General features: G+C 69.8%; 22 protein-coding genes. 8 read left to right on the top strand and 14 right to left on the bottom strand.

Annotated features, from left to right (window positions below):
• Positions 1 to 124: 124 nt before the first annotated feature.
• The 4 genes from LR394_RS08795 to LR394_RS08810 are packed head-to-tail and all read right to left on the bottom strand — an operon-like array spanning position 125 to position 7,495.
• Positions 125 to 2,809: an FtsX-like permease family protein gene (locus LR394_RS08795; RefSeq protein WP_231440168.1), complete on the bottom strand. Its 2,685-nt coding sequence runs from the start codon at positions 2,807 to 2,809 to the stop codon at positions 125 to 127.
• On the bottom strand, positions 2,809 to 5,910 hold the full coding sequence (locus LR394_RS08800) for an ABC transporter permease family protein (protein ID WP_231440169.1): 3,102 nt from the start codon (positions 5,908 to 5,910) through the stop codon (positions 2,809 to 2,811). The genes LR394_RS08795 and LR394_RS08800 overlap by 1 nt, the downstream gene beginning before the upstream one ends.
• On the bottom strand, positions 5,910 to 6,575 hold the full coding sequence (locus LR394_RS08805) for an ABC transporter ATP-binding protein (protein WP_231440170.1): 666 nt from the start codon (positions 6,573 to 6,575) through the stop codon (positions 5,910 to 5,912). The genes LR394_RS08800 and LR394_RS08805 overlap by 1 nt, the downstream gene beginning before the upstream one ends.
• Positions 6,575 to 7,495, bottom strand: coding sequence for an ATP-binding cassette domain-containing protein (locus LR394_RS08810; protein WP_231440171.1), 921 nt, complete (start codon positions 7,493 to 7,495; stop codon positions 6,575 to 6,577). Before LR394_RS08810 ends, LR394_RS08805 begins: the two co-directional genes overlap by 1 nt.
• Before the next feature lie 144 nt (positions 7,496 to 7,639).
• Between LR394_RS08810 and LR394_RS08815 the strand changes: the two genes are divergently transcribed.
• Together LR394_RS08815 and LR394_RS42800 are read left to right on the top strand one after the other, a co-directional pair.
• Complete coding sequence (locus tag LR394_RS08815) at positions 7,640 to 8,332, top strand: response regulator transcription factor (protein WP_231440172.1); 693 nt, start codon at positions 7,640 to 7,642, stop codon at positions 8,330 to 8,332.
• On the top strand, positions 8,322 to 10,100 hold the full coding sequence (locus LR394_RS42800) for a sensor histidine kinase (protein WP_231440173.1): 1,779 nt from the start codon (positions 8,322 to 8,324) through the stop codon (positions 10,098 to 10,100). The genes LR394_RS08815 and LR394_RS42800 overlap by 11 nt, the downstream gene beginning before the upstream one ends.
• A gap of 14 nt (positions 10,101 to 10,114) precedes the next feature.
• Here LR394_RS42800 and LR394_RS08825 read toward each other — a convergent pair whose 3' ends face one another.
• The 3 genes from LR394_RS08825 to LR394_RS08835 form a co-directional block, all read right to left on the bottom strand.
• Positions 10,115 to 10,774 carry a phosphatase PAP2 family protein gene (locus LR394_RS08825; protein WP_231440174.1) on the bottom strand — a complete coding sequence of 220 codons (660 nt, stop codon included), beginning with the start codon at positions 10,772 to 10,774 and terminating at the stop codon, positions 10,115 to 10,117.
• 48 nt (positions 10,775 to 10,822) lie between these two features.
• Positions 10,823 to 12,052 (bottom strand): threonine--tRNA ligase, encoded by a 1,230-nt coding sequence (thrS, locus tag LR394_RS08830; RefSeq protein ID WP_231440175.1) that lies wholly within the window; start codon positions 12,050 to 12,052, stop codon positions 10,823 to 10,825.
• Positions 12,053 to 12,199: 147 nt separating this feature from the next.
• The gene (locus LR394_RS08835) at positions 12,200 to 13,654 is read right to left on the bottom strand and encodes a protein adenylyltransferase SelO (RefSeq protein ID WP_231440176.1); all 1,455 of its coding nucleotides are present in this window, start codon (positions 13,652 to 13,654) and stop codon (positions 12,200 to 12,202) included.
• A 121-nt stretch (positions 13,655 to 13,775) separates the two neighbouring features.
• Between LR394_RS08835 and LR394_RS08840 the strand changes: the two genes are divergently transcribed.
• Both LR394_RS08840 and LR394_RS08845 read left to right on the top strand, forming a co-directional pair.
• Positions 13,776 to 13,940, top strand: a complete 165-nt coding sequence (locus LR394_RS08840; RefSeq protein ID WP_231440177.1) for a hypothetical protein — start codon at positions 13,776 to 13,778, stop codon at positions 13,938 to 13,940.
• Between the two features lie 50 nt (positions 13,941 to 13,990).
• Positions 13,991 to 14,443, top strand: coding sequence for a hypothetical protein (locus tag LR394_RS08845; RefSeq protein ID WP_231440178.1), 453 nt, complete (start codon positions 13,991 to 13,993; stop codon positions 14,441 to 14,443).
• 60 nt (positions 14,444 to 14,503) lie between these two features.
• Here LR394_RS08845 and LR394_RS08850 read toward each other — a convergent pair whose 3' ends face one another.
• From LR394_RS08850 to LR394_RS08870, 5 genes are all read right to left on the bottom strand, one after another.
• Positions 14,504 to 15,028: a GNAT family N-acetyltransferase gene (locus LR394_RS08850; RefSeq protein WP_269328872.1), complete on the bottom strand. Its 525-nt coding sequence runs from the start codon at positions 15,026 to 15,028 to the stop codon at positions 14,504 to 14,506.
• Between the two features lie 193 nt (positions 15,029 to 15,221).
• A complete protein-coding gene (locus LR394_RS08855; RefSeq protein ID WP_231440180.1) occupies positions 15,222 to 16,490 on the bottom strand; it encodes a prolyl oligopeptidase family serine peptidase in 1,269 nt (422 codons plus the stop codon).
• Positions 16,491 to 16,605: 115 nt separating this feature from the next.
• Positions 16,606 to 17,403, bottom strand: coding sequence for an ABC transporter ATP-binding protein (locus LR394_RS08860; RefSeq protein ID WP_231440181.1), 798 nt, complete (start codon positions 17,401 to 17,403; stop codon positions 16,606 to 16,608).
• Positions 17,400 to 18,380: an ABC transporter substrate-binding protein gene (locus tag LR394_RS08865; protein ID WP_231440182.1), complete on the bottom strand. Its 981-nt coding sequence runs from the start codon at positions 18,378 to 18,380 to the stop codon at positions 17,400 to 17,402. Before LR394_RS08865 ends, LR394_RS08860 begins: the two co-directional genes overlap by 4 nt.
• 10 nt (positions 18,381 to 18,390) lie before the next feature.
• A complete protein-coding gene (locus tag LR394_RS08870) occupies positions 18,391 to 19,494 on the bottom strand; it encodes a FecCD family ABC transporter permease (protein WP_231440183.1) in 1,104 nt (367 codons plus the stop codon).
• A 123-nt stretch (positions 19,495 to 19,617) separates the two neighbouring features.
• Between LR394_RS08870 and LR394_RS08875 the strand changes: the two genes are divergently transcribed.
• Positions 19,618 to 20,877 carry an MFS transporter gene (locus tag LR394_RS08875; RefSeq protein ID WP_231440184.1) on the top strand — a complete coding sequence of 420 codons (1,260 nt, stop codon included), beginning with the start codon at positions 19,618 to 19,620 and terminating at the stop codon, positions 20,875 to 20,877.
• Here the strand turns inward: LR394_RS08875 and LR394_RS08880 are convergent.
• The gene (locus LR394_RS08880) at positions 20,853 to 21,932 is read right to left on the bottom strand and encodes a hypothetical protein (RefSeq protein ID WP_231440185.1); all 1,080 of its coding nucleotides are present in this window, start codon (positions 21,930 to 21,932) and stop codon (positions 20,853 to 20,855) included. The genes LR394_RS08875 and LR394_RS08880 overlap by 25 nt on opposite strands.
• A gap of 297 nt (positions 21,933 to 22,229) precedes the next feature.
• On the opposite strand from LR394_RS08880, the gene LR394_RS08885 reads away from it, so the two are divergent.
• The 3 genes from LR394_RS08885 (at position 22,230) to LR394_RS08895 (ending at position 26,089) form a co-directional block, all read left to right on the top strand.
• Positions 22,230 to 23,618 (top strand): protoporphyrinogen/coproporphyrinogen oxidase, encoded by a 1,389-nt coding sequence (locus LR394_RS08885; RefSeq protein WP_231440186.1) that lies wholly within the window; start codon positions 22,230 to 22,232, stop codon positions 23,616 to 23,618.
• Between the two features lie 26 nt (positions 23,619 to 23,644).
• Positions 23,645 to 24,541 (top strand): 4-hydroxy-tetrahydrodipicolinate synthase, encoded by an 897-nt coding sequence (gene dapA, locus LR394_RS08890; RefSeq protein ID WP_231440187.1) that lies wholly within the window; start codon positions 23,645 to 23,647, stop codon positions 24,539 to 24,541.
• A gap of 69 nt (positions 24,542 to 24,610) precedes the next feature.
• On the top strand, positions 24,611 to 26,089 hold the full coding sequence (locus LR394_RS08895) for an aldehyde dehydrogenase family protein (protein ID WP_407937008.1): 1,479 nt from the start codon (positions 24,611 to 24,613) through the stop codon (positions 26,087 to 26,089).
• Here LR394_RS08895 and LR394_RS08900 read toward each other — a convergent pair whose 3' ends face one another.
• Positions 26,090 to 26,752, bottom strand: coding sequence for a GntR family transcriptional regulator (locus LR394_RS08900; RefSeq protein WP_231440189.1), 663 nt, complete (start codon positions 26,750 to 26,752; stop codon positions 26,090 to 26,092).
• Between the last annotated feature and the right edge of the window lie 5 nt (positions 26,753 to 26,757).

A 26,757-nucleotide genomic window follows, 5' to 3' on the forward strand; every position in this document is an offset into this window, starting at 1 on the left:
CCCGAAACCTCATGACAGCGTTCATCAATCGCCCTCAGCCCCGCGAAGTCTCCCCGTCGGATCGCCAACCTAGTGGGATTCACCCGCGCCCCACCGTCCTCCGAAGACCCGAGCGGACTGCGCCTCAGCTCGCCTCACCCGCTCGGAGAGCCTCCCCCAGGCGGAGCTGACGTCGGCGGGCCGACTCGACCCAGGCGGTGAGGGCGACCGTGGCCACGAGAACGAGCAGAGCGGTGAGGCCGAGCCACGGCACGACCACCGAGGGCTCGCCGGCCTGGCCGGTGAGCAGGCGCAGGGCGAGGCCGGCGAACGAGGTCTGGGCCAGCACGATCCCGGCCGGCACCCCGCCGAGCGAGCCGAGCAGGACCGGGGGCAGGAGCTCGCCGAGGGTGATGCGGCGGGACTCGCGGCGGCGCAGGCCCAGGGTGCTGAGCCGGGAGTGGGTCTGGGCCCGGGCCGGTGCGGTGATCGCGGTGGTCAGGGCCACGCCCAGGATGCCGAGCAGGATCAGGACGAAGGCGCAGGCGTGGGCCAGGCCGAGGACACCCACGTTAAGTGGTGCCTGGCGGCGCTCCTGCAGGACCTCGGCTCGGGTGGTGACCTCGCCCCGGTCGCCGACCACGTCGGTGAGGGCCGGGCCGGCGCCCGGGCCGTTGACCCAGACGGTGTTCGGCCTGACCTCGGTGTCCTGTTCGGCCATGACGGCGGTGTAGGCGGCGAGGTCGACGATCAGGAAGCCTTCGCCGTCGGACCCGATCGCCGGGGCGGTACCTGCATCCGTGATCGGGATCTGGATGCCGTTGGTGGCCAGAGTCAGGGGTTTGCCGCTGCGCAGGCCGGGGTCGGTGTTGGCCAGGAGCACGGGCAGCGCGCCGTCCGAAGCCTCGAGCGAGGGCAGCTCGGAGGTGCCGTGAAGCTTCTGGAAGGCAGCCGGGTCGACAGCGATCAGGTGAAGGCTGCTCCAGGTCTCGATAGTGGACACCTTCACCGAATCGACCACCAACGCGGCAACGGCAGCGGAAACTCCTTCCCGGGAGGCGATCTCCTCGGCCGGAGAGATCGCGGAGACAAGGTCGAGCCGGGCGTCGGCGCCGACCGAGCGCAGGGCCCCTTCCTCCTGCCCGGCCTGGGTGGTCGCAGCCAGGGTGAGCGAGAAGGTGAGCATGGCGCTGACCAGGACCAGGACGGTCAGCGGCAGCGGCCGGGCCGCGGTGGAGACGGCTCGAGCCGCAGCCAGCAGGAACAGGCTGCCCCGGGTTCTCGAGGCGGCCCGAAGCCCCAGGCGCAGCAGTACGGGCATGAGGTGTACCAGGATCAGCGCGGCCACAACGGCACCCAGGGCGGGGGCCATGGCGGTAAGCAGGCCGCCGCCGGTGTCCTCGGGATCCGACGCCACGAGGCCGCGCTGGCGCAGAGCGGTGAAGGCAGCGACGGCGGCCAGCACCACCGCGACTTCGACGGCGATCCGGCGCAGCAGGGTGGTACGAGCCAGCACGGCCCGGGCGCTGCGGTTGGCCGGGCTGCGCCGGGTCGTGGTCAGGCGGGAGACCGCGCTCAGGCCAAGCAGCGGCGGGCCGGCCAGCGCCACTGCAGCCGCCGGCAGGGCCCCGGTCCAGATGTAGTCACCGACCAGCACAATGCTGGCCAGCAGCCCCAGGGCCACGCCCAGGGCCGTGACCAGAGCTGATTCGAGAATGAGCTCCGCCCCCAGCAAGGTCAGGGAGGCTCCCCGACGACGGGCGTTGGCCAGCACCCGGCTGCGGCGGCGGGCCAGCAGCTCGCCGGTCAGAAGCAGGATCGCCGCAGCGGTGACGATCAGGCCGATCAGCAGCACCCGGGCCTGTTCGGCGGCGGCCCGGCCTTCGTGGTGGACGGTGTTCAGCACCCGGTCCAGGCCGCTCTGGAAGCCGTAGTTGGACTCCCAGCCGGTACTGATCGGGTTGAAACTGGTCTTGCGGCGGGCCACGTCGGCGGCCAGGGTGTCAAGACCGGCCCAGGTGACGTGGGCCGGGTCCAGCGGAAAGGTGATGGTGCGGCGGATGTCCTGATCGGCGAGCGCGATCCGGGCGTCGGGCAGCGACTCGGCGCTCAGCAGGCCGGTGATCTCGACCCGGTCGGCGCCGGTCACCGGTTGCAGCAGCTTCGCCCCGGCCGCCCAGGCCGGATCGCTCGGCGCCACCGGCCGGAAGATGCCGCTCACCAGAACGTTCACGGTATGAGAACTGCGATCGACGGCTGCGATGAAATCGCCTGGTGCGACCTTCAGTTCGCGGGCCGTGGCCTCCGACAGCCCGACCTCGACGGTGGCCGCCTCACCCTTGCGCAGCACGAAACCTGCGGGCTTCCAGGCTCCCGGGGCCGCTCCCTGGGTCCAGGTGACCTCTGGTTCGCCCTGCGGTGTGTCCAGGTAGCTGAAGAACAGCACCCGCCCGGGCCCGAATCCGCCGACCGAGAGCTCGCTGGTGGTGACCACCGACTGCGGCGCCCGGACGTGTGGGGAAAGGTCCTCACCCAGAACCGTTTCGGCCTTCTCCATCGACTGGTCGCCGCCCGACGCGGGGCGGATCTTCTCGCCCCCGAGGGTCGCCTCGACCGGTTCGAAGGGCGCCGTGATCACCAGGTCGGCGCGGGAACCAGCCCTTTCCAACGCGTCTCGGGCGGCGTCCGTGCCGACCCGGGGCATCAGTACCGGCACGGCCGAGGCGACCAGGGTGATCAGCGCCACGACGGCGACGATCAGCAGCAGCGGTCCGCGCTCGGCCCAGGCCCGGCCCCGGATGCTGGGAAGGTGCAGGCCCAACCGCGGCATCAGCGTTCCACTCCCAGTTGGGCGGCATCGACGCGCCGCAGTTCGAAAAGGACGACGGCGAAGCTGCCGATCAGGAGCAGGCCCAGCAACCCCGCCTGACTCCCCCAGGGCCAGCTGACCAGAGCCGTCGGCACCGGTCCGGTTCCGAGATCGGAACGCACGAGTGCGGGCCCCACCGCGAAAGTGGCTGCCGCCCCGACCAGAGCGCCTAGGAAGAGCACCAGGGACAGGATGGTGCCGTGCTGGGCCAGGAGTGCCCGGCGGATCTCACGCCGGGTCAGTCCCAGGCCCCGCAGTCGGCTGATCTCCACGGCCCGGGCCTGCACGTCGGCGGTGACGTGCAGCAGGGTGCCGGTCAGAGCGAGCAGCACCGCCACCGGAAGGATGACCCACAGACCGGCGGGCAGGCCGATCCGCAGGGGTCCGCTGCTGAGCTCGGCGGACACCCCGGACCAGGTGCGCACCGTGCCCAGATTCAGGGCGGCGACGTCGTCCCGGGCCGGATCGGTCACCCACAACGAGTCCACCACCGGGTCCAGGCGACCGTTCATCAGCAGCACCCGGGAAAGGTTGTCGGCGTCCACCAGCACTGCCGTCTGCGCGGGAGCCGAGGGAACGGCCGGGACCACCCCGGCCACCTCGACCCAGACCGTTTCCCCGTCGACCCGGACCTCTGCCCGATCATCGACCGACATCTGCAGTTCCTCGGCCATCCGTTCCGAGATCACCGCCGGGATCGGCCAGGGCATCTCGAACGGAGTCAGCACCAGGTCCAGAGAGGTGCTCCGGTCCCAGCCGATCCGGAAGTCCAGCGCCGACTCCACCTGCAGCCCTTCCGGGGTGACCTTCACCTGGTTGCCGAAGAACCCGGTCTCCTCCCCCTGCGTCGTCAGCGTCCACTTCTGGTCCAGGACCGGCAGCGACACGTCCAGCACGAACTGGGTCCGCACCCCGTCCAAGGCGCGGGGCTCGTCGGCTCCGAGCGACACGTGCACAGCCACCACGCGAGCCCCCGGAAGGCAGACCGGCCGGGTGTGCGGGCGGCCGTCGAGCGGGAAGGCATCCAGTTCACAGGTGATCCGTGGCCCGTCCTCCCCTTCCTGCATCACCAACTGCACCGCGGCATCGATGTCGTCGCTCGCCGCCACGCTGCCACGCAGAGTCACCGGTTCGTCCGTCGGCGCCGCGAGCACCGGCTCCGGTGGGTCCAGCAGGGCGCCTACGTCGTCCCAGGTCTGCCCGGGCGGCGCCCGGCCGGTCAGGAGCGCGCCGGCTTGATCGGCGTCCAGCGCCACCAGGCGCGGAAAGGTGTTCTCTCCCGAGCCGGTCCAGGTTCCCAGAGCAACCTCCCGGTCTGTCACCCCGGTCACGCTGCCGCCGGTCGCCTCGGCCAGCATCTGAGCCTGCCCGGGTTGCAGCCGGCTGACCAGATCCACCCGGAGATCGGCGCCCACCTTCATCGCCGCCTGGTCGACCTGCGAGCGCTCCCAGGTAGAGCCGAAGCCGAGCGCGAACGTGCCCCCGGCACAGGCCAGGCTCACCAGCAGTACCGCGGCCACGGCGCGCGGCCGGCGGGATGCCTCGAACACCGCCAACGGCCAGACCAGGCCCGTAGAGCCGGCGGCCCGGCGTTCGGCCAACCGCAGGGGCAGCCGGATCAGACGGGTGACCCCGGCTGCTCCGGCCACCAGGAACAGCACCGGAGCCAGCACCCGTACGGCGTCGACCCCGCCCGAGCCTGGCGGGGTGTCGGGCTGGCTGCTCAACTGCCACCACCCGGCTCCGGCCAGCACGAGGAGGATCAGGTCGGCGCCGGTGCGGGTCAGCAGGTCCGGTCGCCACGGTCGCAGACTCGGCGCGATCAGGACGCCCGCCAGCAGCAGAGCACCGGCCAGCACACTGCTCACCTGCGTTGCGGTCATCGCCCAGGGCCCGGCCATCCCGGCTTCGGACATGCGCGGCACCCGGGTGAGACCGTAGTGGGCCAGGCTGGACAACGGCACCGCCAGGCCACCGGCCACGCCGGCCAGCAGCAGGGCCTCGATCGAGGCGTGCCCGAGAAGCTGCCTCCGGCCGGCCCCCAGTTTCTCCAGCAGCACCCGCTCCGACTGCCGCAGCGACAGCATCAGCTGCGCGGCCAGTCCGAGCGCGGCCGCGCTCAGGGCCACCCCGAGCACCACCACGACCAGCACGGTGGAACGAGTGGCGGTCTGCTGCACCTGCGCCCTCGTGACGGTGTCCGGCAGCCCGGAGACCACCCGCTGATGGGCGGCCTGCCCATCCAGCGCGGTCTCGAGCCGGGTCTCCGCCTCGACCAGCGATGTCTGCGCGTCGAAGAGCGAGGAGATCTGGAAGTCGCTCAGATCCGGGGTGACCGTTACCGCCAGCCGATCGATCCCCGCACCGCTGGACAACAGCTGAGCCGGGTCAAGCAGAAACGGACCGTAGACCGAAACCGGACGGTGGTACTGCCGACTGGTGAACCCTGGCTCAAATCCTGCCCCCTGCAGCGGATCCTGTTCCCAGCCGGATCCGGCCACCGGCTGCGCCACCCCGACAACATCCACCGTCAGAGCCGGGCCCGGATCTTCCAGCAAGTTCTCCTTGCCCAGCTGGACCTGGTCCCCCACCATCACGCCGAGCCGCTGCGCCGTCGACTCCAGCAGAACCGTTTCCAAACCAGAGCCGGCAGCAGGCCAGCGTCCCTGCACCAACCGCGCCTGCGAAGCCAGATCGTCCACGCCCGCCAGATAGGCGACCTGCGGCCCGTCACCCGAAACATCAGGCAGAGGACGCATCACCGATGCCGCTCGCGTACGGATCTGGGAGACCGGCAGCGGGGCCAGCGCCGCCGTCATCGCATCCTGGGTCGCCCGAGTCACCGACTCCGCCTGCCCGCCGGTGAAATCGGTGACGTAGGCGGTGGCGCTGATCTCCTGCGGCAGGGCCCGGGGCAGCCCCTGGGTCAGGGCCCGGGTCTGCGAAACGGTCAGCAGCAACGCGCACGTGCCCAGCAGCGTGGCTCCGATCGTCACCACCACCAGCACCGCGCTCAGCAACGGAACCTGCTCGGCCGCGCGCAGTCTCAGCAGACGCAGCATCAGGACGTGACCTGCCCGTCCGAGATCTGCAGCACCCGGTCGGCCAGCGCCATCATCACCGGGTCGTGGGTGGAGACCAGCACGGTCACGCCCTCCGACTCGACCACCCCGCGCAGCAGCGCCATCACCGCCAGCCCGGTGTCGGCGTCCAGTTGCCCGGTCGGCTCGTCGGCGATCAGCAGCCGCGGCTTCCCGGCCAGTGCCCGCGCGATCGCCACCCGTTGCTGCTGCCCGCCGGAAAGCTCGTCCGGCCGCTGCTGCGCGTGATCGCCCAGGCCCACCAGCTCGAGCAGCAACTGCACCCGGCGTTCCCGCTCGGCCACCGGGGCGCGGTTCATCCGCATCGGCACCCCGACGTTCTCGGCCGCCGAGAGCACCGGGATCAGCCCGAAACTCTGGAAGATGTACGAGATGCTCTCCCGGCGCAGCCGGCTCAGCCCGTCCTCGCTCAGGCCGGTGACCTCGGTCCCGTCCACGACCACGCTGCCGCGGTCAGGCCGGTCGAGCCCGCCGATCACGTTCAGCAGACTGGTCTTCCCGGAACCCGAGCGCCCGACGAGAGCGACCATCGTCCCCGGTTCGATCTCGAAGGAAACATCGCGCAAAGCATGGACGGCGTGCTCACCGGCGCCGAAAGTGCGGCTTACGTCGTGGACCCGCAACATCAGGACTCCTGCGTGGTGTCGCGCTGGACCGCGACGTGGTCGGTCTCCAGGGCCAGGCGCACCCGGCGGGTCAGATCCAGGGCCAGCCGGTAGTCCTTCGGGATCTGGATCCGCCCGGCCCGGTCCATCACCGCGAACTCCTCGGCGACCAGCTCGCTGTCGCCGTTGGCCCGGCGCAGCACCTCGCTGCTGGTGCGCCCGTCCCGGATCGCCACCGTCCGGGCCACCTGCCCACTGACGTCCGGGTCGTGGGTGACGATCACCACGGTGACCCCCAGATCCTGGTTCACCGTGCGTAAGGTGGCGAAAACCTCGGCCGAGGTGGCGGTGTCGAGCGAACCGGTGGGCTCGTCGGCCAGCAGCACCTTGGGCCGGTTGGCCAGCGCCGCGCAGATCCCCACCCGGGCCTGCTCGCCGCCGGACATCTGGGCCGGCCGGCGATCGGCGCAGTGCATCACGCCCAGCCGGGTCAGCAGTTCCTCCACCCGCTCGGCGCGCTCCCGGCGCGGCACCCGGGCCAGGGTCATCGGCAGGTCGACCATCTGCCGGGCGTTCAGGTAGGGGATCAGGTTGTGGCCGGCCTGCTGGCCGACGAAACCGACCGTGTGCCTTCGGTAACGCACCCGCTGCGCCCGGGACAGCGTCATCAGGTCCCAGCCGGCCACCTTGGCCTTGCCCGCGGTCGGGGCGTCGATCCCGGCCAGCAGCGACAGCAACGTGGACTTGCCCGACCCCGAGGCCCCCACCACGGCCACCATCTCGCCCGCCTCGACCAGCAGGTCCAGGCCCTGCAGGGCCTGGACCTCGATCGATCCGGTCTGGTAGATGCGCACCAGGTTGTCGCAGACGATCAGTGCGGTGCTGCCGAACTCGGGAGCCCGTTGCGGGGCATCGGGCAGCGAAAGACCCGTGACGGACACCTGCGTCCCTTTCTGCTGTGAAGGCCGGACCGGGCTGATGTGATTGCCGGACCGGGCGTCACAGTGCTGGGCAGATGTGAGCAAGTTGTGAGGAAGTTGTCAGCGGGTGATGAAGGTGAGCCGGCGTCTCGTATCGTCGGCGCCGTGAGTGCCCGGATCGTGATCTGCGAGGACGACGACAAGTTCGCCGAGTTGGTGCGCCGCTACCTGGAACGGGAGGGGCACACCACGCTGGTCGTCGGCGACGGCCGGGACGCGGTCGCCGAGGTCCGCCGGCACCCGCCCGACCTGCTGATCCTCGACGTGATGATGCCCGGTATCGACGGCCTGGACGTGTGCCGGATCCTGCGGGCCGAGTACGACCTGCCGATCCTGATGGTGACCGCCCGTTCCACCGAGTCCGACCTGGTGCTGGGCCTGGACCTGGGCGCCGACGACTACCTGACCAAACCGTGCAGCCCACGCGAGCTCACCGCCCGGGTCCGGGCCCTGCTGCGCCGTTCCCAGCGGGCGGTGGTGGCCGACGAGAGCCTGCGGGTGGACGATCTGCTGATCGACCCGGTCCGGCACCGGGTCTCGGTGGGCGGGGTCCGGATCGACTGCACGGCCGGTGAGTTCGCGCTGCTGGAGGTGCTGGCCGCCGAGCCGGAACGGGTGTTCACCCGCAAGCAGCTGCTGCAGATGACCCGCGGCCAGGACCGGTACATCACCGAACGGACGATCGACGTCCAGGTCTCGGCCCTGCGGCGGAAACTGCAGACCGACCCGCAGCGCCGCCCGCTGATCGTCACCGTGTTCGGGGTCGGTTACAAGCTGGCCGGCGGCCGTGAGGCATAACGTCCCGCTGCGCCACAGCCTGCTGATCCGGTTGCTGATCACCTCGTTGCTGGTGGCGCTGACCTCGATCGCCGCCAGCGCCTGGCTGGCCTCGCAGACCGTCACCCGGGCGATCGCTCAGGAGGAGGTACGGGCGCAGGCCCAGGATGTCCAGATCTACGAAAAGCTGACCGATTACGCGATCACGAACACCGACTGGGACGGGGTGCGTTCCACGGTCGTCAAACTGGCCGAGGAGACCGGGCGGCGGATCGTCCTCAGCACCCCGCGGGGTGAAGTGATCGTCGATTCGTCCGGCCCCACCCGGCAGCAGCCCCTCGCCGCCCCCTACGGCACCAGCGCGTACACGTCTCTCATCGACCCACTTCACCTGCCCCGCACCGATTCCCTGGCCTCCGGGATCGACCGGCGGGTGCTGGGCCCGTACGAACTGCAGCGCCATGAGCAACTGATCTTCCGCCAGACGGTAGACGCTGCGGTCCGGTGCATGGGCGGGCCCGAGTTCGCGCTTCCGGTCACCTATCTGGCCAACGGACGCCCGACCGTCAACCTGCATCCGTTCGTCGGGCCCGGCATCGAATCGGCCCGCTCCGAGCAGGTTCTGCGCTGTTACCGGGACCTCGGGCCGACCGAGCGCGAGAGGCTCGCCCTGAAGGAACTGAACCGTCTGATGACCGGATGCCTGGCCGAGCAGAACATCACGGCCCGGGAGATCGGGGACGATTTCCGGCTGGTGCGCTCGACCCTGCTCACCCCGATGGTCCAGAACTGCCTCGACTCCAGCCGCGCCGAGCAACTGGCGGGCTACGTCGCCCCCGCCGCCCTGCTGCTCACCAAAGACCCTGACCTGCCCGACGTCCCGTCCACCGCCGGCTTCGACCTGTCCCGCGACAACACCGTGCGGATCGCCTGGGTCACCGGCCTGGTCCTGCTCCTGACCGTGCTGATCACCGTGGCCGTCGGAATCCGCCTGGTCCGCCCGCTGCGTACCCTGGCCGCCGAGGTCCGCTCCCCCGGCGAACCGCTGTCCCCGATCACCCGCAACGACGAGATCGGCCACCTGACCAACGTCTTCCGTGATCTTTCGCAGCGCCGCCACGAGGCCGAGACCCAGCGCAAGGCCATGGTCAGCGACATCGCCCACGAACTGCGCACCCCGCTGAACAACATCCGCGGCTGGCTGGAGGCGGCCGAGGACGGGGTGGCCGACCTGGACCGGGCCCTGGTCTCCTCGCTGCTGGAGGAAGCGCTGTTGCTGCAGCGCGTCGTCGCCGATCTGCAGGACCTGGCCGAGGCCGACGCCGGGCAGCTGCGGCTGAACCGGCAGACCGTCTCGGTCGCCGCTCTGCTGGAACAGGTTGCGGCCATGCAGCACAGCGACACCGTCCGGCTGCAGACCGAGGTGGACGAGCGCCTGCAGGCCTGGCTCGACCCCGTGCGGATGCGCCAGGCCATCGGCAATCTGGTGTCCAACGCGATCCGGCACAGCCCGCCCGGATCCACCGTGACCCTACGGGCCCGGAGCACCGCCGAGGGTCTGCTGATCGAGGTCGTCGACCACGGCACCGGCATCGCCGCCCAGGACCTGCCGCACGTGTTCGAGCGGTTCTGGCGCGCCGAGAAGTCCCGCAACCGGCAGAGCGGAGGCAGTGGCCTGGGCCTGGCCATCGTGCGACAGCTGGTGCAGGCTCACGGCGGGAACGTGTCGGTGACCAGCACCCCCGGCCGGCAGACCGTGTTCCGCGTCGAGCTCACCCGGGTGGCCTAGCCCGGCTGCCCGAATCAGCCGACAACCTCGGGAGCCCGGCCCCGCGAGCCTCGGGCTTCGTCGATCGCGGCATCTGACGGGCGCAGCGCGGCCGCCGCGGCCACCACGATCAGCCCGCCCAGCAGCCACCCGGCCACGACCTCACTGAGCCAGTGGTAACCCAGCACCAGGTTGCACAGTCCTACCACCACCGCGCCGCCGATCGCCGACACCAGCACCAGGCGCCGCCACCGGGTACTCGCCAGCAGCACGGCCAGCAGGGTCAGGCACATCGTGGCGTTGGCGGTGTGCCCCGACGGGTAGGACGTACCCCCGGCCAGCACCTCGTTCAGTCCGCTGTTCGGCGACGTCCGCCCCACCAGCTGCTTCCCGGCGATGATCAGCACGTCGAGCACGCCGACCGCCAGCACGCTCACCCAGAACGGCCGCCAGGAGCGCAGCCTGCGGGCCTGCCACGCGGCGGCCACCAGCACAAGCGTGCCCACGAGCCAGAACTGGCCGCCCATGACCAGGGTGCGCCAGGTCACGTGCACCGCGCCCGGTATGTCAAGAACCGTGAACCAGCCCAGCGTGGCCTTGTCCACAGCCTGCGTCGTGCCGGTCAGGGTGAGCACGGTCACCGCGAGCAGGGCCACCAGCCCGGCCAACCAGACCAGTCGTACGTTCCTCGTCACAGATCCTCGTTCTCCGCCGGGCACCAGCCCGTCCATTATCGCTGGGGATCACGACCAGAGGACGTCGGCCCGCAGGTCCGCTCGCCGGGGGTCGGTGAGTCGGTGGATGCGGTCAAGCACTTCGTGGGCCGGTTGCGGGTCGAGCCGGCGACCGTCCCGCAGACGTAACGCCACCCGTCCCTGCGCAGCCTCTCTCGCCCCGATCACCACTTGGTAGGGAACCAGCCGGGCCTCGCGGATCCGGGCGCCCAGGGTGCCCTGATCCGGACCCGCCACCGCCGCTCGCAGGCCGAGATCGGCGCAGCGCTGGGCGAAGCCCGAAGCAGTGGGCATCTCGGCGTCGGAAATCGGCAGGACGATCAGCTGGGTGGGAGCGAGCCAGGCCGGGAAGGCACCGCCGTGCTGCTCGATCAGCTGGGCGACGGCCCGTTCCACACTGCCGATGATGCTGCGATGCACCATGACCGGTCGATGCCTGGCCCCGTCCGCTCCGATGTAGTGCAGGTCGAACTGCTCGGGCTGGTGAAAATCGACCTGAACGGTGGACAGGGTGAATTCTCGCCCGGCGTGATCCGGCACCTGCACGTCGATCTTGGGCCCGTAGAAGGCCGCCTCACCCTCCACCGCCTCATAGGGCAGACCACAACCGTCGAGCACCGCTTTGAGCAGATCGGTCGAGCGCTGCCATTTGTCCGGTGCAGCAACGTATTTACCGCCTGATCCGGCCAGCGAGAGCCGGTAGCGGGCCGGAACGATGCCCAGCGCCTGGTACGCGCGGCGGATCATCTCCAGAGCGGAACGGGCTTCGTCGGCAACCTGCTCCAGGGTGCAGAAAATGTGCGCATCGTTGAGCTGGATCGCCCGTACCCGGCCCAGCCCACCGAGCGCGCCGGACAGTTCCGCCCGGTACATCCCGCCCAGTTCGGCCAGCCGCAGCGGTAGTTCGCGGTAGCTGCGCAGGCGCGAACGATAGATCACGGCGTGGTGCGGGCACAGACTCGGCCGCAGAAGCACCTGCTCGCCACCCAGATCCATCGGCGGGAACATGTCGTCGCGGTAATGCGACCAGTGCCCGGAGATCTCGAACAGCTCGCGCTTGCCGAGCACGGGCGAGTACACGTGCTGGTAGCCGGCCCGGCGCTCGGTTGCGCGAATGTACTCCTCGAGGACGTGCCGGACGGTTGCCCCGTCCGGCAGCCAGTACGGCAGGCCCGCCCCGATCAGCGGGTCGGTGTCGAAGAGGCCCAGTTCCCGGCCGAGTTTGCGATGGTCGTGCATGGTGAGTCCTTTGCCGTCAGGGGGCAGGCGACCGGCAAAGAAAAAAGTCCGGGGCACCTGCCCCGGACTGAAAACGTGAATCAGCGCGCCGGGACGTTCTCCGGCGTCGTCGTCTCCACAGCGCGCTTCATGCCCACGACCATAGCATCAGGTCCCACAGAAAGTCTGGTACGAACCGAACTCCGGCGGTGCCCCCACCGCGTACCGCTCCAGCCCGGCCCGCTCCTCGTAAGGCGAAGTCACCGCTTCAAGCAACCGCGTCAAGGGATCAAGGTCGCCGCCGGTAGCAGCCGCCAATGCCTCCTCCACCAAGTGATTGCGCGGAATGTAGGCCGGGTTCACCCCTTCCATCAGCTCGGCCCGCGGCTCCCGGGCCTTCCACCGGGCAAGCCAGTCGTCCCCGTCAACAAGCTCAGGAAACAGCCGGCGCGTAGGCTCGGCATCCCCACGGGCCGCCCCGATCAGCGACCGGAAGAAGGCCGTGTAGTCAACCTGCTTCGCGCCCAGAAGCTCCAGCAGATCCCCGCTCAGCTCCCGGACCTCCGAGCCGCCGGCCAGCCCCAGTTTGGCCTGCATCCCACTCAGCCAGGCACTTTCGTACCGCCCGGCGAATCCGCGCAGCGTTTCCACCGCCAGCTCGACCGCCTTGTCCTGGTCATCGTCGATCAGCGGCAGGAGAGCCTCGGCCAGCCGGGCCAGGTTCCACTCGGCGATCGCCGGCTGGTTCAGGTAGGCGTAACGGCCACCGTGATCGATCGAGCTGTACACCGCGGCCGGATCGTACGCGTCCAGAAACGCGCAGGGCCCGTAGTCGATGGTCTCGCCGGAGATCGTCATGTTGTCGGTGTTCATCACCCCGTGCACGAAGCCCACCAGCATCCACCGCGCCACCAGGGCCGCCTGCGCCGCAGCCACCGCCTCGAACAGGGCCAGGTAAGGACGATCGGCCTGCTTCGCCTCGGGATGGTGACGGCTGATCGCGTGATCGGCCAGACGCCGCAGCAGCTCCACGTCCTCCGTGGCCCGCGCGTACTGGAAACTGCCCACGCGCAGGTGACTCGCGGCCACCCGGGCCAGAACGGCTCCCGGCAGAACGGTTTCGCGCTGCACCCGCCGCCCGGTGGCCACCACAGCCAGCGAGCGCGTGGTCGGGATGCCCAGCGCCTGCATGGCCTCGCTGACGATGTACTCGCGCAGCATCGGGCCGACCACGGCCAGGCCGTCTCCGGCCCGGGCGAACGGCGTGCGCCCCGACCCCTTCAGGTGCAGATCACGGACCTTCCCCTCGGCATCGGTCAGCTCGCCGAGCAGAAGCGCCCGCCCGTCGCCCAACCGCGGCGAGTACCCACCGAACTGATGGCCGGCATACACCTGAGCCACCGGTGTAGCCCCCTCCGGAGCTTTCGTGCCGACCAGCAGCTCCAGGCCCTCGGCACTGCGCAACCACTGCGGATCCAGACCCAGCTCGGCCGCCAAGGGCTCGTTGAGCACCAGCAACCGAGGCTCGGGCGCGACCTCACCGGTCCAGGCGAGCGCCAGCTCCGGGAGCTCGCGGGCGAAACGGTTGCCCAGACGGAACGCGGGGGCCGACGTAATGCTCATGCCGACGAGACTACGTCGCACCACCGACAAGAACACTCGGCGGGCTGATCGGCCGGGCCGTGGTCGAACGCCTGCGGCAGCCGGCTCAGGCGTCACGGTCAACTCGGTCAGTCCCGGGCTGGTGTCGCCGACCCCAGCCACCGAGGTGCGGCCAGGGCGTCCCGGCGAATCAAGCCCGGACCAGATCGCCGACCTGATCACCTTCCTGCTGTCGCCCCGCGCAGCCGCCGTCTCCGGCGAATCCATCGCCGTCGGCCACCGGGTCGACGGCATCACCTCGATGTGAACCTACCTGCGAGGAACCAGGTCGCCCGCCGGACGGCTACTGTGCGAGCCATGAGCGAGGATCAGAGCATCACGGACCCGACGCTGGGTGTTCTCGCCCGCGCGGTCACCGAGCTTCCCGACGGCCCGGCGCTCACGCACGACTGGTACTCAGGCCGGGTGAACGTCGACGGGGCTGACGTCGACCTCGTCATCGAGGGAGCGAGCGCCGAAGGAGTGACCGCCCTCCTGCCCTACACACGTCAGGCCCTGACGGCGCTTCCCACTCTGCGCCGGCTGGCGACGGATGCTGTGGTGACCCAGTTCAGCGCGGAAGAACCGAAACCGCAAGAACTCCAGGAAGCGCATGCCGACCTCGCCCTGGAGACCCTGCAGACCTGCGCCGACGGAACCGTTGTCCTCCACTTCACCGATACCTGCGGTGAGCACTTCCTGGACGGGTACTGGCCCGCCGTCCGGATCGGCACCGACGGGCAGATCAGCGACGTGACGGTCGAGGCCTGAGCCCCAGACCCTTTGGCCAGCAGCTCAACCCGGGCGGCCCGCCCCGGAAGGCCGGTAGAGCTACTGCGTCATCACCCAGATCGGCATCGGCGCATCGAGTTCGGCGGTGACCTTCCAGCCCGCACGCTCGTACATCGGCACGTTTCCGGGGTTGGTCGTCTCCAGGTACGCAGGCAGACCATCGGCCGCAGCTCGTTCCAGGCCCGCGGCCATCACGGCCCGGCCGAAACCGTTGCCGAGGTGCTCCGGATGGGTTCCGAGCACGCCCAGGTACCAGTGCGGGTCGTCCGGGAGCGCCGCGTGCACGGCCTCGTCGTAAGCGCGCAACCTCGACGCGGCCGGCTCGGGCAGGTCGAGCGCCAGCCCCGGCCCGACCGAAGCCGGCGACTCCCAGATCGCCACGGAAAGCCCTCCCCCAACCGTCAGGATCGCCTTCCCCTCAACCCGCTTGTCGAACAGGTACCCGAAGAAGACCGGCGCTCCCTGCGCGTACTCGGCCGGGCCGGGAAAGACCGCTCGCAGCAAAGGGTCGGCCGCGAAAGCAGCTACCAGCGTCTGGACGATCGCGGCCCGGTCCGCCGGCATGGCTACAGAAATCACGGCTCAGCTTCCCATCCCGGCCTGCCCGGCGAAAACCTGTCGCTCCGGAACTCGTGTGATGATCGTGAACGTATGGCCGAGATCCCCCGGGCGATCCGGGCCGGGGCAACCGTCGAACGCGTTCGGCCAAGCAGCTGAAAGGGCCCCGGACGACGCCGGGGCCCTTCACCAGCAGGATTCACCCGCGTTGCCGGGCCATCCACTCCCAGACCGTCTGCCCCTTGATGCTGGGATCGTTACGCCCCACGTAGATCCACGACCAGTGCCCCGGGAACTTGTACCCGTCCCAGACCACCTCGTCGTACAGCGTGACCTTGGAGCGCGGGATCAGCTGGTGCGCGTGAACGGTGTTCGCCACCGGATCCACCGTGGCATCGTCCAGCGAGGTGACCAGCCAGGTCGGTGTCGAGATCCGCTGCAGATCGGCATCCGGGATCATCGGCGGACTACCCACGACCACACCGCAGATCGGGACCGACGCGGCGAACAGCGCCGGGTACGTCGTGGTCATCTTCAGGCTCATGTAGCCGCCGTTGCTGCACCCGACCACGTAGATCCGGTCCCGGTCGATGTCGTGCCGGCCCGCCACGTCCTTGATGATCTGCCGGATCAGCGGCGCGAACCGGTCCCCGTCCTCCAGCCAGTACGAGGTGCTCTGCGGGGCCACCACGTAGGCGCCGCCGAAGATCTTCTGCGCCTCGCGGGTCACGAAGCCGAGCGCACCCCGGTTGGCCCGCAACTGCGTCTCGTTGTCGTAGTACCCGTCGGCCAGAACGGCCCCTTCACCACCACCGTGGAGCCAGACCACCAACGGACGTTTGCCCCGCACCTCAGGCTTGTAGAGCCGGTACTTCAGCCCGGCCTCACTGCCGTGGTGACTGAACGAGTCCACCTCGGGGCTGATCAGCTTGCCCTGCACGAAACGGTCTATGGTCAGCGGTTTTCCGCGCTTGCGGCGCAGAGGCTCGTTCTGCGTGATCGTGTACCTGAGGTTCATCCGCACGTTGCGACCGCGGGTGAACAGGTAGCCCAGCGTCGCCGCACCGGCCTTGCCCTCACCGTGCTCGAGTTCCAGCACGATGTTGCCGTGCCGGTCCAGGTGCGCATCCGTCACCGTGCGATCGAGGTCGTACTCGCCCCCGGCCACCCCCGCGATCGGCCCGGTGGCCTGCGCATGCACGGTAAAAGTGCTGGTGGAAAGACCTCTGGCATCGATCGGCCCGTGCCGGCTCAGGTCCAATGTCACGGCCGTGACCTGTTCACCGCCGTCCAGGACCTCGGCGTTCAGCACGAACTTCACGGCCGAGCCGGCGCGATTCGTGGCCTGGGTCGAAGCGTGACTCGTGGTCTGGGTTGCAGCCTGGGCAGCGGTGGCCGGAATCAGCAATCCGGCGGCTGCCCCAGCACCGGCGGCAAGAACGCCCCGGCGGCCGACAGGCATGGTCATACGAACCCCTTGTCCTCGTCTTCCTTGACTGCTGGACACGGCAAAGCTCGCTGCTATAAATGCTTTTCGCCGAGGAACAATCTAACCCGGGTCAAATCAGTACGCAATGACCAAATCAGGGCGTGCTCGTCGAAAACTCTTCGCTACTTCTTTCGCCGATCTGCGGGTTGAACAGCAGATGCACCTGGCCGTTGTGCTCGATGCGTTCCACCCCGATGCCGTACACCCGCTCGATCAGGTCACCGCGGATCACTTCCTCGGCCGGGCCCTGCCCGACCAGCCGGCCGTGCTCCAGCAGGACCAGGTCGTCGCAGTAGCGGGCCGCCAGGTTCAGGTCGTGCAGCACCACGACCACACTGGTCCCGAGATCCCGCACGAGCGCCAGGATCTCGTGCTGGTAGCGGATGTCCAGGTGGTTCGTGGGCTCGTCCAGCAGCAGGTGCGTGGCCTGCTGAGCCAGGGCCCGGGCGATCAGCACCCGCTGCTTCTCGCCCCCGGACAGACCGGCGAAGCTGCGCGGGGCCAGGTGCAGGGCACCGACCCGCTGCAACGAGGTCCAGGCGATCTCCTCGTCCGCGGTGCTGGTGCGGGCGAAGGTGCCCAGGTGCGGCCCCCGGCCCAGCAGCACCATCTCGGCGACGGTCATCGTGGTCTCGCCGCCGTTCTCCTGCACCACCACGGCCAGGTGCTGCGCGGTCTGGCGGGCGTTCAGCTGTTCCAGCGGGGTGCCGTCCACGCTCACCGTGCCCGAGGCCGGGCGCAGCGAGCCGTACAGCAGCCGCAGCAGCGTGGTCTTGCCACTGCCGTTGGGCCCGATCAGGCCCAGCACCCGGCCGCTGCGCGCGCTCAGGCTGACGTCGCGGACCACCTCGCTCCGGCCGTACGCGAAGCTCAGGCCGGATGCGCTGATCACCGGCCGAACCGCTCTTCGATGGCCTCCAGACCGTCGATGGCCAGCGGGCCGGGCGGCTCGGTGAAGTTGAACAGCTGCGGCATCACGTCACCGTTCTTGACCGCGGTGAGCTTCTCGGCGCCGGGCAGGTCCGCGATCGAGGCCTCCACCGCGGCCGGGTCGCCGTCGGAGTACAGCAGGATCAGCACGTCGGGGTTCAGGCCGATCAGCTTCTCCTGAGTGATCTCGAAAACCCGCTCGTCCACGTCCCCGAATACGTTCTTGAAGCCCGCCGCCTCCAGCTGAGGCTCGGCCATGCTGCGGTTGCCGTAGGCGTAGGTCACGCCGCCGCCGACGGTCGGGTAGAGCACCGCCGCGGTCCGGCCGTCACCCGAAGCCTTGGCCTCCACCGCCGCCAGCCGTTCCTTCAGCGAGCCGACCGCCGCATCCGCGGCCTCGGAGCGGTTGAAGACCTTGCCGTAGAACTCCATCTGCGAGAACACGTCGTCGAAGCCCGGGTCCTCCAGACCCTCGCCGCACAGGCCCGGCTCCTCTAGTTGCGGGATGCCGACCGCCTCCAGCGAGGCCCGGTCCAGGTTGTCCACCTCGCCGAGCACCAGGTCCGGCTCCTGGCTGATCACCACTTCCTTGGAGATCTGCAGGTGCCCGCTGGTGTCCAGCTTGTCGGTGAGCAGCGGGATCTTGGCCAGGGCGGCGTTCGTCTCGTCGTCGTAGTAGGCCTCGGGGTACTGGCCGGCCCGGGCCGTGACGTTGCCCAGCACGCCGAGCTCCGCCAGGTAGCCCACGGAGGCGCTCTTGAGCAGGATCGCCCGCTGCGGCTCGGCCGTGAAGGTCACCTCGGCCCCGCAGTTCTCGACGGTCAGCGGGTAGGCGCCGCTTGCGCCGGCGCCGGCCTCCACGTCGCTTTCGGCGGAAGAACCGCCGCAGGCAGCGAGCAGAAGCAGGGCACCGGTGGCAACGGCAACGGGACGGATCAAGGTGTGGCTCCTAGGCGCTGGTGGCGTGCAGACGGCGGATGAGCACCAGCAGGAACGGCGCTCCGACCAGGGAGGTGATGATCCCGATCGGAAGTTCCTGCGGCTGCAGAAGGGTGCGGGAGATGGCGTCGGCCCAGATCAGGAAGATCGCACCGAGCAGGGCGGCGACCGGGACGGCGCGGGCGTGGGTGGCGCCGACCAGGCGGCGGGCGATGTGCGGGATCACCAGGCCGACGAAGCCGATGCTGCCGGAGGCCGCGACCAGCACGCCGATGCAAAGCGAGACCAGCACCAGCAGCCGGGTCCGGAACCGGTCGGGTGAGATGCCCAAGGTGTGCGCGGTCTCGTCGCCGATCGCCAGCGCGTCCAGCCGTCGCCCCCAGATGATCAGCAGGCCCACGGTCAGCATGACCACCGTGCCGACCACGGCCAGCGACGTACCCCAGCGGGCCAGGCCCAAGGAGCCGAGCAGCCAGAACATCACCGAGCGGGCGCCCTCGGCGGAGTCCGAGGCGAAGATCAGGAAGCTGGTCAGGGCGTAGAGGGCGTAACCCACGGCCACACCGGCCAGCAGCAGCCGCACGGAAGTGACCCGGCCGGCGCTGCGGGCGATCAGGAACACCAGGAACGAGGCGGCGAGCGCACCCAGGAACGCGGTCAGCGACAGAGCGTTCTCGCCGAAGCCGGCGCCGAAGCCGAAGAGGATCGCGGCGGCCGCACCGCTCGAGGCACCGGAGTTGATGCCCAGCAGATAGGGGTCGGCCAGCATGTTGCGGACCATCGCCTGCAGAGCCATCCCGCAGACCGCCAGGCCGGCTCCGACGCAGGCGCCGAGCAGCACCCTCGGCAGGCGGACCTGCCAGACGATCGCGTCCTGCGGCAGGCTCCAGGTGATCGTTCCCGGGGCGCCGAACAGGTGGTGTCCGATGATCTGGGCAACCGCACCCGGGCTGATCGCCACCGCGCCCACGCCGACCCCGAGCACGACGCTCAGCAGCAGGAGAACGCCAAGGCCGGTCACCCAGGCCGTGGCCCGACGCCGCTGCCCGGAGAGCCCCAGGTCGGAGACCCGAGGCTGCAGGGTCCGCCCTTCATCGACGAGCCGCCCCGCCATCCGATCCACCTTCACGCCAGTTCGCCGTCACCGGCCGCTGGCAGGTGTTGTTGCGAAGATTATGCAATAGAAGCAACGGACGTCGGTGGCCGGGGTTGCCGATTATTTGCAACAGTACGCGTGATGTGCGGTTTTATCGGCGCCTACCGCGCGCTCCCGCGGCCCAGCCGCCTGCTGATGATCAACATGTTCGGCATCAACCTGGGCTTCTACCTGGTGCTGCCGTTCCTGGCCGGGTACATGGGCGGTCTGGGCTACGCGGCTGCCACAATCGGGCTGGTCCTGGCCCTGCGCACGCTCTCCCAGCAGGGCCTGACCCTGTTCAGCGGGGCGGCTGCGGACCGGCTGGGCTGCCGGCCGATGATCATCCTGGGCTGCGCCTTACGGGTGGTCGCGTTCGGCCTGTTCACTCTGGTCGACTCGCTACCGGGGCTGATCGCCGCGTCGGTGCTGACCGGCCTGGCCGGGGCGGTGTTCAGCCCAGCAGTGCGGGCCTACCTGATGCAGGACGCCGGTGAGCACCGGGCCGAGGCCTTCGCCGTCCTCAACACCGTCGGGCACGCCGGGGCGCTGATCGGCCCACTGCTCGGCGCCGCCCTGATCACCGTGGACTTCCGCCTGGTGGCTGCGGTCGCCTGTGTGATCTTCGCCGTACTGACCGTCGGCCAGGTGCTGGCTCTGCCCGCCCGGCCGGTCCCCAAACTGGAGACCAGCCTGCTCGGCGGCTGGGCCGAGGTCCTCGGCAACCGCCGTTTCCTGCTGTTCGCGCTCGGCGGCTCGGTCTATTTCGCCCTGTTCGGCCAGCTGTACCTGGCGCTGCCGGTGGAGGCCCAGCGGGTCTCCGGGGTCGAGGGTGCGGTCAGTGCCGTGTTCATCGCCTCCACCCTGATCGGCATCTTCGGCTCGGTACAGCTGACCTCGTGGTTCAAGGCCCGGTACAGCGAGGGGACGTCGATGGCCGGTGGGCTGGCGATGATGGGGCTGGGTTTCGTCCCCCTGGCCGTCGGCGGGCCGTTCCTGGCCACCGCGCCGGCCGGGGAGTGGAACGTCGAGGGAGGGCTGGCGGTACTACCGATCCTGCTCGGCACGGTGGTGTTCACCGTGGGTATGGCCGTGGCGCAACCGTTCTCGATGACCCTGCTGGCCCAGGTCGGCAGCGAACGGCTGAGCGGCACCTACTACGGCGTCTTCTACCTGGCCCAGGCCCTGGCCGCCACGGTGGTCAACGTGGCCGTGGGCGAGTTGCTCGACCGGTTTCCGCACGGCGCCGGCCGAGCCCTGCCCTTCGCGTTCCTGCTTCTGGTCGGTCTGGCCGGCGGCACTCTGATCAGCTGGATGAACCGCACCGGACGGCTGAATCAGCGCCCGTCGCTGGACCAGTGATTCCGGTCCACCGCGGCCGGCATGTAGTGGTTGACGCCGTAGCTCGCACCGACCGCCATCAGCTTGGGGTTGGTGCCGTCCTTGGGACCCGAACCGATCCGCACCAGCCGGCCCTCGGCGTTCTTGATCTTGATCGTGGGCTGGGTCCAGGAGACCGACATGTCGATCGCGTCGCCGGTGTTGTGGCGGCTGCGCAGGGCCGGCGGGGTGGCCAGGGTGGAGTCCACGCCCAGCGCGCCGAGCAGGCTCTTCGCGGCGGCGACCGAAGCCTTGGCGTCCTTCTTGCCGGTGGCGGTGCGGTGCTGCCAGCAGATCTTCGGCCCGGACTCCTTGCCCACCGGCACGTAGGCGGGCACGTCGGCGGGTGAGATCTGGCCCTTGGCGATCTTGTAGCTGAAGTGCATCAGGTACGAACGCTGGGGCGAACGCAGCGTCGAGGTCGGGCGCACGGTGATGCCGGCCTCGCTCATCGCGGTGGCGAACTGCTCCACCCGGGGGCGGAACCCGTCGTTCAGCAGCTCGAGCGCGCTCAGGCCGCCCGGGAAGCGGGTGTTCCAGCTGGTGCCGCTGAGCTGGGTGGCGGTGCAGGTGAGGACCAGGGTGGTGGCGCCCGAGGCGATACTGCAGCCGCGCTCGTCCTTGTCCCGCAGCACGGTCGCCTTGGCGGTGATCGGGTACGACTGCCGGGCGGCGACCCCACCCGGGTAGTTGTGCCGGATCGTCCACACCTTGGCGTTCTTCGATCCGCCGAGCTCGATCGTCTGGGCCGGCTTGCCGTCCCCCCAGTTCACGACCAGGCCGAAGCCGCAGCCCGAGGTGCTGGCCGAACTGGACCACGACAACGCGACCTTGGGGTCGCTGCTGACACAGGTCTCCTGGCCACTCTGGCAAGGATGCGCGGAGGTCACGGCCGCGGCCGAGGGGCCACTCGTCCCGAAAGCCACTGCTGCCTTGGCAACCTTCGGCGCGGCCGAGGCCGTTGCGGCCGAGCCCACCAGGAGACCGAGCGTCACGATCGAACTGATCAGTGCGTATCGAACCGTCGCGGTGGACATTCGCCTCATTCCGTTGAGTCGCCGACCTGCCACCGTGTCTCTCGGCAGGGCGCGTCCCCCGTTTATGCCTCAGCCGCAATCAGTTCCACGCCACTCTCCCGGGCTACCGGCGACCGCGACCGCTGGGCGCCAACGCCCAGGTAGGGCCGCAAGAACCCGTTGACACTCTCCGGAAGCCTCTTTACATTGCTCAGATATATCAGCTCAATCCCAGATGTCAGGCCAAAGGCGGCCGCCCGGCAGGTTTCCTCGCCTGCTCCGGACCGCACCGGCCGGAGCCGGAAGAAGGGGCATCCAATGAAGGACGTCGTGATCGTCGGCGGTGGTCTGGCCGGCCTGTCCGCCGGGTGGCGGCTGCGGCACTGGGACACCGTCGTCCTGGAGTCGGGCCGCCGGGTCGGCGGGCGGATCCGCTCCGAGCGCCGGGGCCAGTACTGGCTCAACTGGGGCGGGCACGTCTTCGCCGGTCATGGCACCAGCACCGACGCCCTGCTGAACGAGGTCGGGATCACCGCCGCACAGGTTCCGGGTTCGCTGGCCGGGCTGTCGATGAACGGCAGGCTCCTGCTCAAGGGCCGGATCGAGACCTACCCGTTCCGGATCCCGATGCCGCTGCCGTCCCGGATCGCCCTGATCCGAACCGGTCTGAAGGTGGGCAGCCGGGTGCTGCAGTACGCCCAGATCGTGCGCAACCGTCCGGGCGAGGACCCGGCCGTGCGCCAGCAGCGCATCTACGGCTTCGAGAACGACCGCAGCTTCCACGATTTCGTCGGTGACCTGCCGGAGGACGCCGAGGCGCTGTTCCGCCCGACCGTCACCCGTTCGGCCGCCGATCCGCACGAGATCTCCGCCGGGGCGGGCATCGGGTACTTCAGTCTGGTCTGGAACATCGGAGCCGGCCTGAACCGCGGGATCGCGGGCGGGCCCTCCACCCTGACCCAGGGCATCGCGACCGCGCTGGGCGATCGCGTCCAGTTGGGGGCCGAGGTGACCGAGATCGTCCATCGCCCCCGCTCGGTGGTGGTGCGCTACCGCCAGAACGGAATGGATCTCGAGATCGAGGCCCGCGCCGTCGTCCTGGCCACTCCCGCCACCGTGGCTCACCGGGTCGGCGTCGACCTACCTGAAGACGTCCGCGACGCCCTGGGCCGGATCGTGTACGGCCCCTACGTCAGCGCCGCCTTCCTGACCAACGAGAACGGCCCTCGCCCGTGGGACCGCGCCTACGCGATCGCCACGCCCAAGCGCTCTTTCAACATCGTGCTCAACCAGGCCAGCCTGGTGCGCGGCGGCGAGACCCAGCGGGCCCCCGGCGGCAGCATCATGGTCTTCTCCCCGGCTGCTCTGGCCCGCAACCTCCTGGCCAAGACCGACCAGGAGATCCGCGAGATCTACACTCACGACCTGAACCAGGTTCTTGGGCCGGACTTCTCCAGTACCATCGCCGAATCTCACATCCAGCGCTGGGAAACCGGTGCACCTTACTGCTTCCCCGGCCGCGGCAAGCTTCAGCCCACGCTGACCCGCCGCAGCAGCCGGGTGTTCCTGGCCGGCGACTACCTCGGCACCCTGTACACCGAAACCGCCATCGCCACCGGCTTCTCGGCCGCTCAGGAAGCCGCCAGCCTGCTCGCCACCGAGCGTCAGGCCGGCCTCCAGAACGACCTCCCACTCAGCGCCGCCTGAACCATCCAGCTCAAGGAGACTTTGCCATGACCGAACCACTACGCGGCGTTCTTTCCGCCCTGCCAACGCCTTTCGACCAGCACGGTGAGATCGACGAGAACGGCTTACGGACGCTCGTGGACCGGGCCGTCGAGGGCGGAGTTCACGGTGTGGTCGCCTGTGGTTCCACCGGTGAGTTCAGCGCGATGAGCAGCGACGAGCGGCGCCGGGTGGTGGAGATCGTGGTCGACCAGGCCGCCCGGCGGGTACCGGTGGTCGCCCAGACCGGGGCCACCACCACGGCCGAGGCGATCCGGTTGTCCCGCCACGCCGAGGCCGCGGGCGCCGACGTGCTGATGACGGTGACGCCTTACTACGAGCCGCTTTCGCTGGAGGAGACCCTGACCTACCTGCGGCAGGTTGCCGGTTCGGTGTCGGTGCCGGTGATGCTTTACAACCTGCCGGTGGCCACCGGGGTGGACCTGAGCCCGGCCACCGTGGGCGCGCTGGCCCGCGAGGTGGAGAACATCCAGTACATCAAGAACACCACGGTCGACATGGCCCAGTCCGCGGCGCTGATCCATCATCACGCCGACGTGATCTCGACCTTCCTGGGCTGGGACAGCCTGCTGCTGTCGGCGGTGACCGAGGGGGCGGCCGGGGTGATGGCCGGCACCGCCAACCTGGTGCCGCGCGAGCTGGTCGCCGTGTACGACGCGGTGATCGCCGGTGACCTGGCCAAGGCCCGGGAACTGTGGGCGCCGGTCTTCCCGTTGGTCAATGCCTGCCTGGACGAGCCTTTCGTCTCGGCGATCAAGGCCGTGCTCAACGCCACCGGGGTACCGGTCGGCGTGCCCCGCTCCCCCGTGGCCCCGCTCAGCTCCGAAGCGACCGCCCGCCTGGTCGCGCTCGTCCCGCAGAACCAGCCCGCTCTCGTCCTCTGATCCCCTGCTAACTCCCGGCTCGGAAGGAAACCAGAAGTGTCTCAGAGCGTCTCAGCACCATCCGCCACCGTGCGCCGCCGTTCCGAAGCATCCAGCCTGCTGCGGCAGACCGACCTACCGCCCGGTCTGCCGTTCATTGACGGCGCCTTCCGCCCGGGCAGTTCCAGCCAGGCGATCAACGTGATCGATCCCTGCACCGAACGCGTCATCGCCCAGATCGCCGAAGGCACCGTCGAGGACACCGACGTCGCTGTGGCGGCGGCCGTGAAAGCCGCCCCGGGCTGGGCCGCCCTGACTCCGAAGGAACGCTCGGAAACCCTGCACCGGATCGCCGACCGGGTCAGCGAGAACAGCGAACTGCTGGCCCGTCTGGAGTCCGCCAACACTGGCAAGCCCGGGATGGTGGCCGAGGACGACGTGGCCCAGACCGTAGACACGTTCCGCTTCATGGCCGGAGCCCTGCGGGCCACCACCTCAGCGGCCGCCGGCCGGTACGCCGCCGACCACCTCTCCACCATCCTGCGGGAACCGCTGGGTGTGGTCGGCGTGGTCACCCCCTGGAACTACCCGCTGCTGATGGCGGCGTGGAAGATCGCGCCGATCCTGGCCGCCGGAAACACGCTGGTGATCAAGCCTTCCGAGCAGACCCCGCTGACCACGCTGAAGTTCGCCGAGCTGGTGGCCGACCTGCTGCCGCCCGGGGTGCTCAACGTGGTGCCTGGCTACGGCCCGACCGTCGGAACCCGCCTGGCCGAGCACCCCGACGTCGCGATGATCGCCCTGACCGGCTCGGTGCGCAGCGGCAAGGCGGTGGCGCAGGCCGCTGCGGCCACGCTCAAGCGGGTGCATCTGGAGCTCGGGGGCAAGGCGCCGGTGGTGATCTTTCCTGACGCCGACCTGGACTCTGCCGCAACTGCCCTGCGCACCGCCGGTTTCTGGAACTCCGGGCAGGAATGCGGAGCCGGCTGCCGGGTTCTGGTGCACGCCGACGTGGCCGAGCGCTTCACCGCTCTACTGGTCGAGCAAGTCTCCACACTGGTGGTCGGTGAACCGGGCACCGGTGACGACGTCGAGCTCGGCCCGCTGATCTCCAAGGCCCATTTCGACCGGGTCACCGGCTACCTGGAACGGGCTCAGGCCGCCGGAGTGCGGGCCGCGCTGGGCGGTTCGGCGCTGGCGGGCAACGGCTACTTCGTCGCCCCGACCGTGCTGGTCGATGTCCCAGAAGGCGCCGAGTGTGCCCAGGAGGAGATCTTCGGCCCGGTGATCACGGTGGAGACCTTCACCGACGAGGCCGAGGCGATCGCCCGGGCCAACGCCGTGCCGTACGGCCTGTCGGCCTCGGTCTGGACCGACGACGCCCGCCGCAGCCACGACGTGGCTGCCCGGCTGGACGCCGGCACGGTCTGGGTGAACGCCCACCTGGTGCTGGCCAACGAGGTGCCGTGGGGCGGGTTCAAGGGTTCCGGGTACGGCCGCGACCTGTCCATCTACGCCCTCGACGACTACTCGCGCACCAAGCACGTGATGCACCACGTGGGCCGGTAGCTAGGGACGGTCGGAGTGGATCAGCGCCCGCACTTCCTCGGCGAACTGCAGCAGGTGCCGTTCGGCGGCTGCCCGGGCAGCCGGGGCGTCGCGCCGCACGATCGCCTCGACCACGTCCCGCTGGCTGCGGATGTGCTTCTCGTCCACCTCCTGGCTGATCAGGCAGACGTTCCAGATCCGCAGGGCCAGGTTGGAGTACTGGTTGAGGGTGGCCTCCAGGAACTCGTTACCGGCCGCCGCGTAGATCGCGCGGTGCACCCGGGCATCCAGCTCGGAGTGCGTGGCCCGTTCGGCACCACCGTGTTCCAGGTCGTCGAGCAGCCGCAGCAGGGTGGCCCGCTCACCCTCCTCGGCCCGCTCGGCGGCCAGCGCGGCGACCAGGCCCTCCAGCTCCACCCGGATCTCGGTGAGCCGGGCCTCGTCGGCAATGTTGACCCGGGACACGAAGGTGCCCCGGCGGGGGTAGGCGACCGCCAGCTTCTCCAGGGTGAGCCGCTTGAGTGCGTCCCGGATCGGGGTCAGGCCGAGGCCGAGCGAGGCGCTGAGCGCCTTCTCGTCCAGCGGGCTGCCGGGGGCGAGCCGCACGGCCACGATCTCGTCCCGGATGCGCCGGTAGGCCTGATCGGTGAGCCGCTCCGGCCCGGAAGACGTCTGATGACCCATCGGCG

Origin of the sequence: Kineosporia babensis, assembly GCF_021129305.1 — a bacterium.
GTDB classification, from domain to species: domain Bacteria; phylum Actinomycetota; class Actinomycetes; order Actinomycetales; family Kineosporiaceae; genus Kineosporia; species Kineosporia babensis.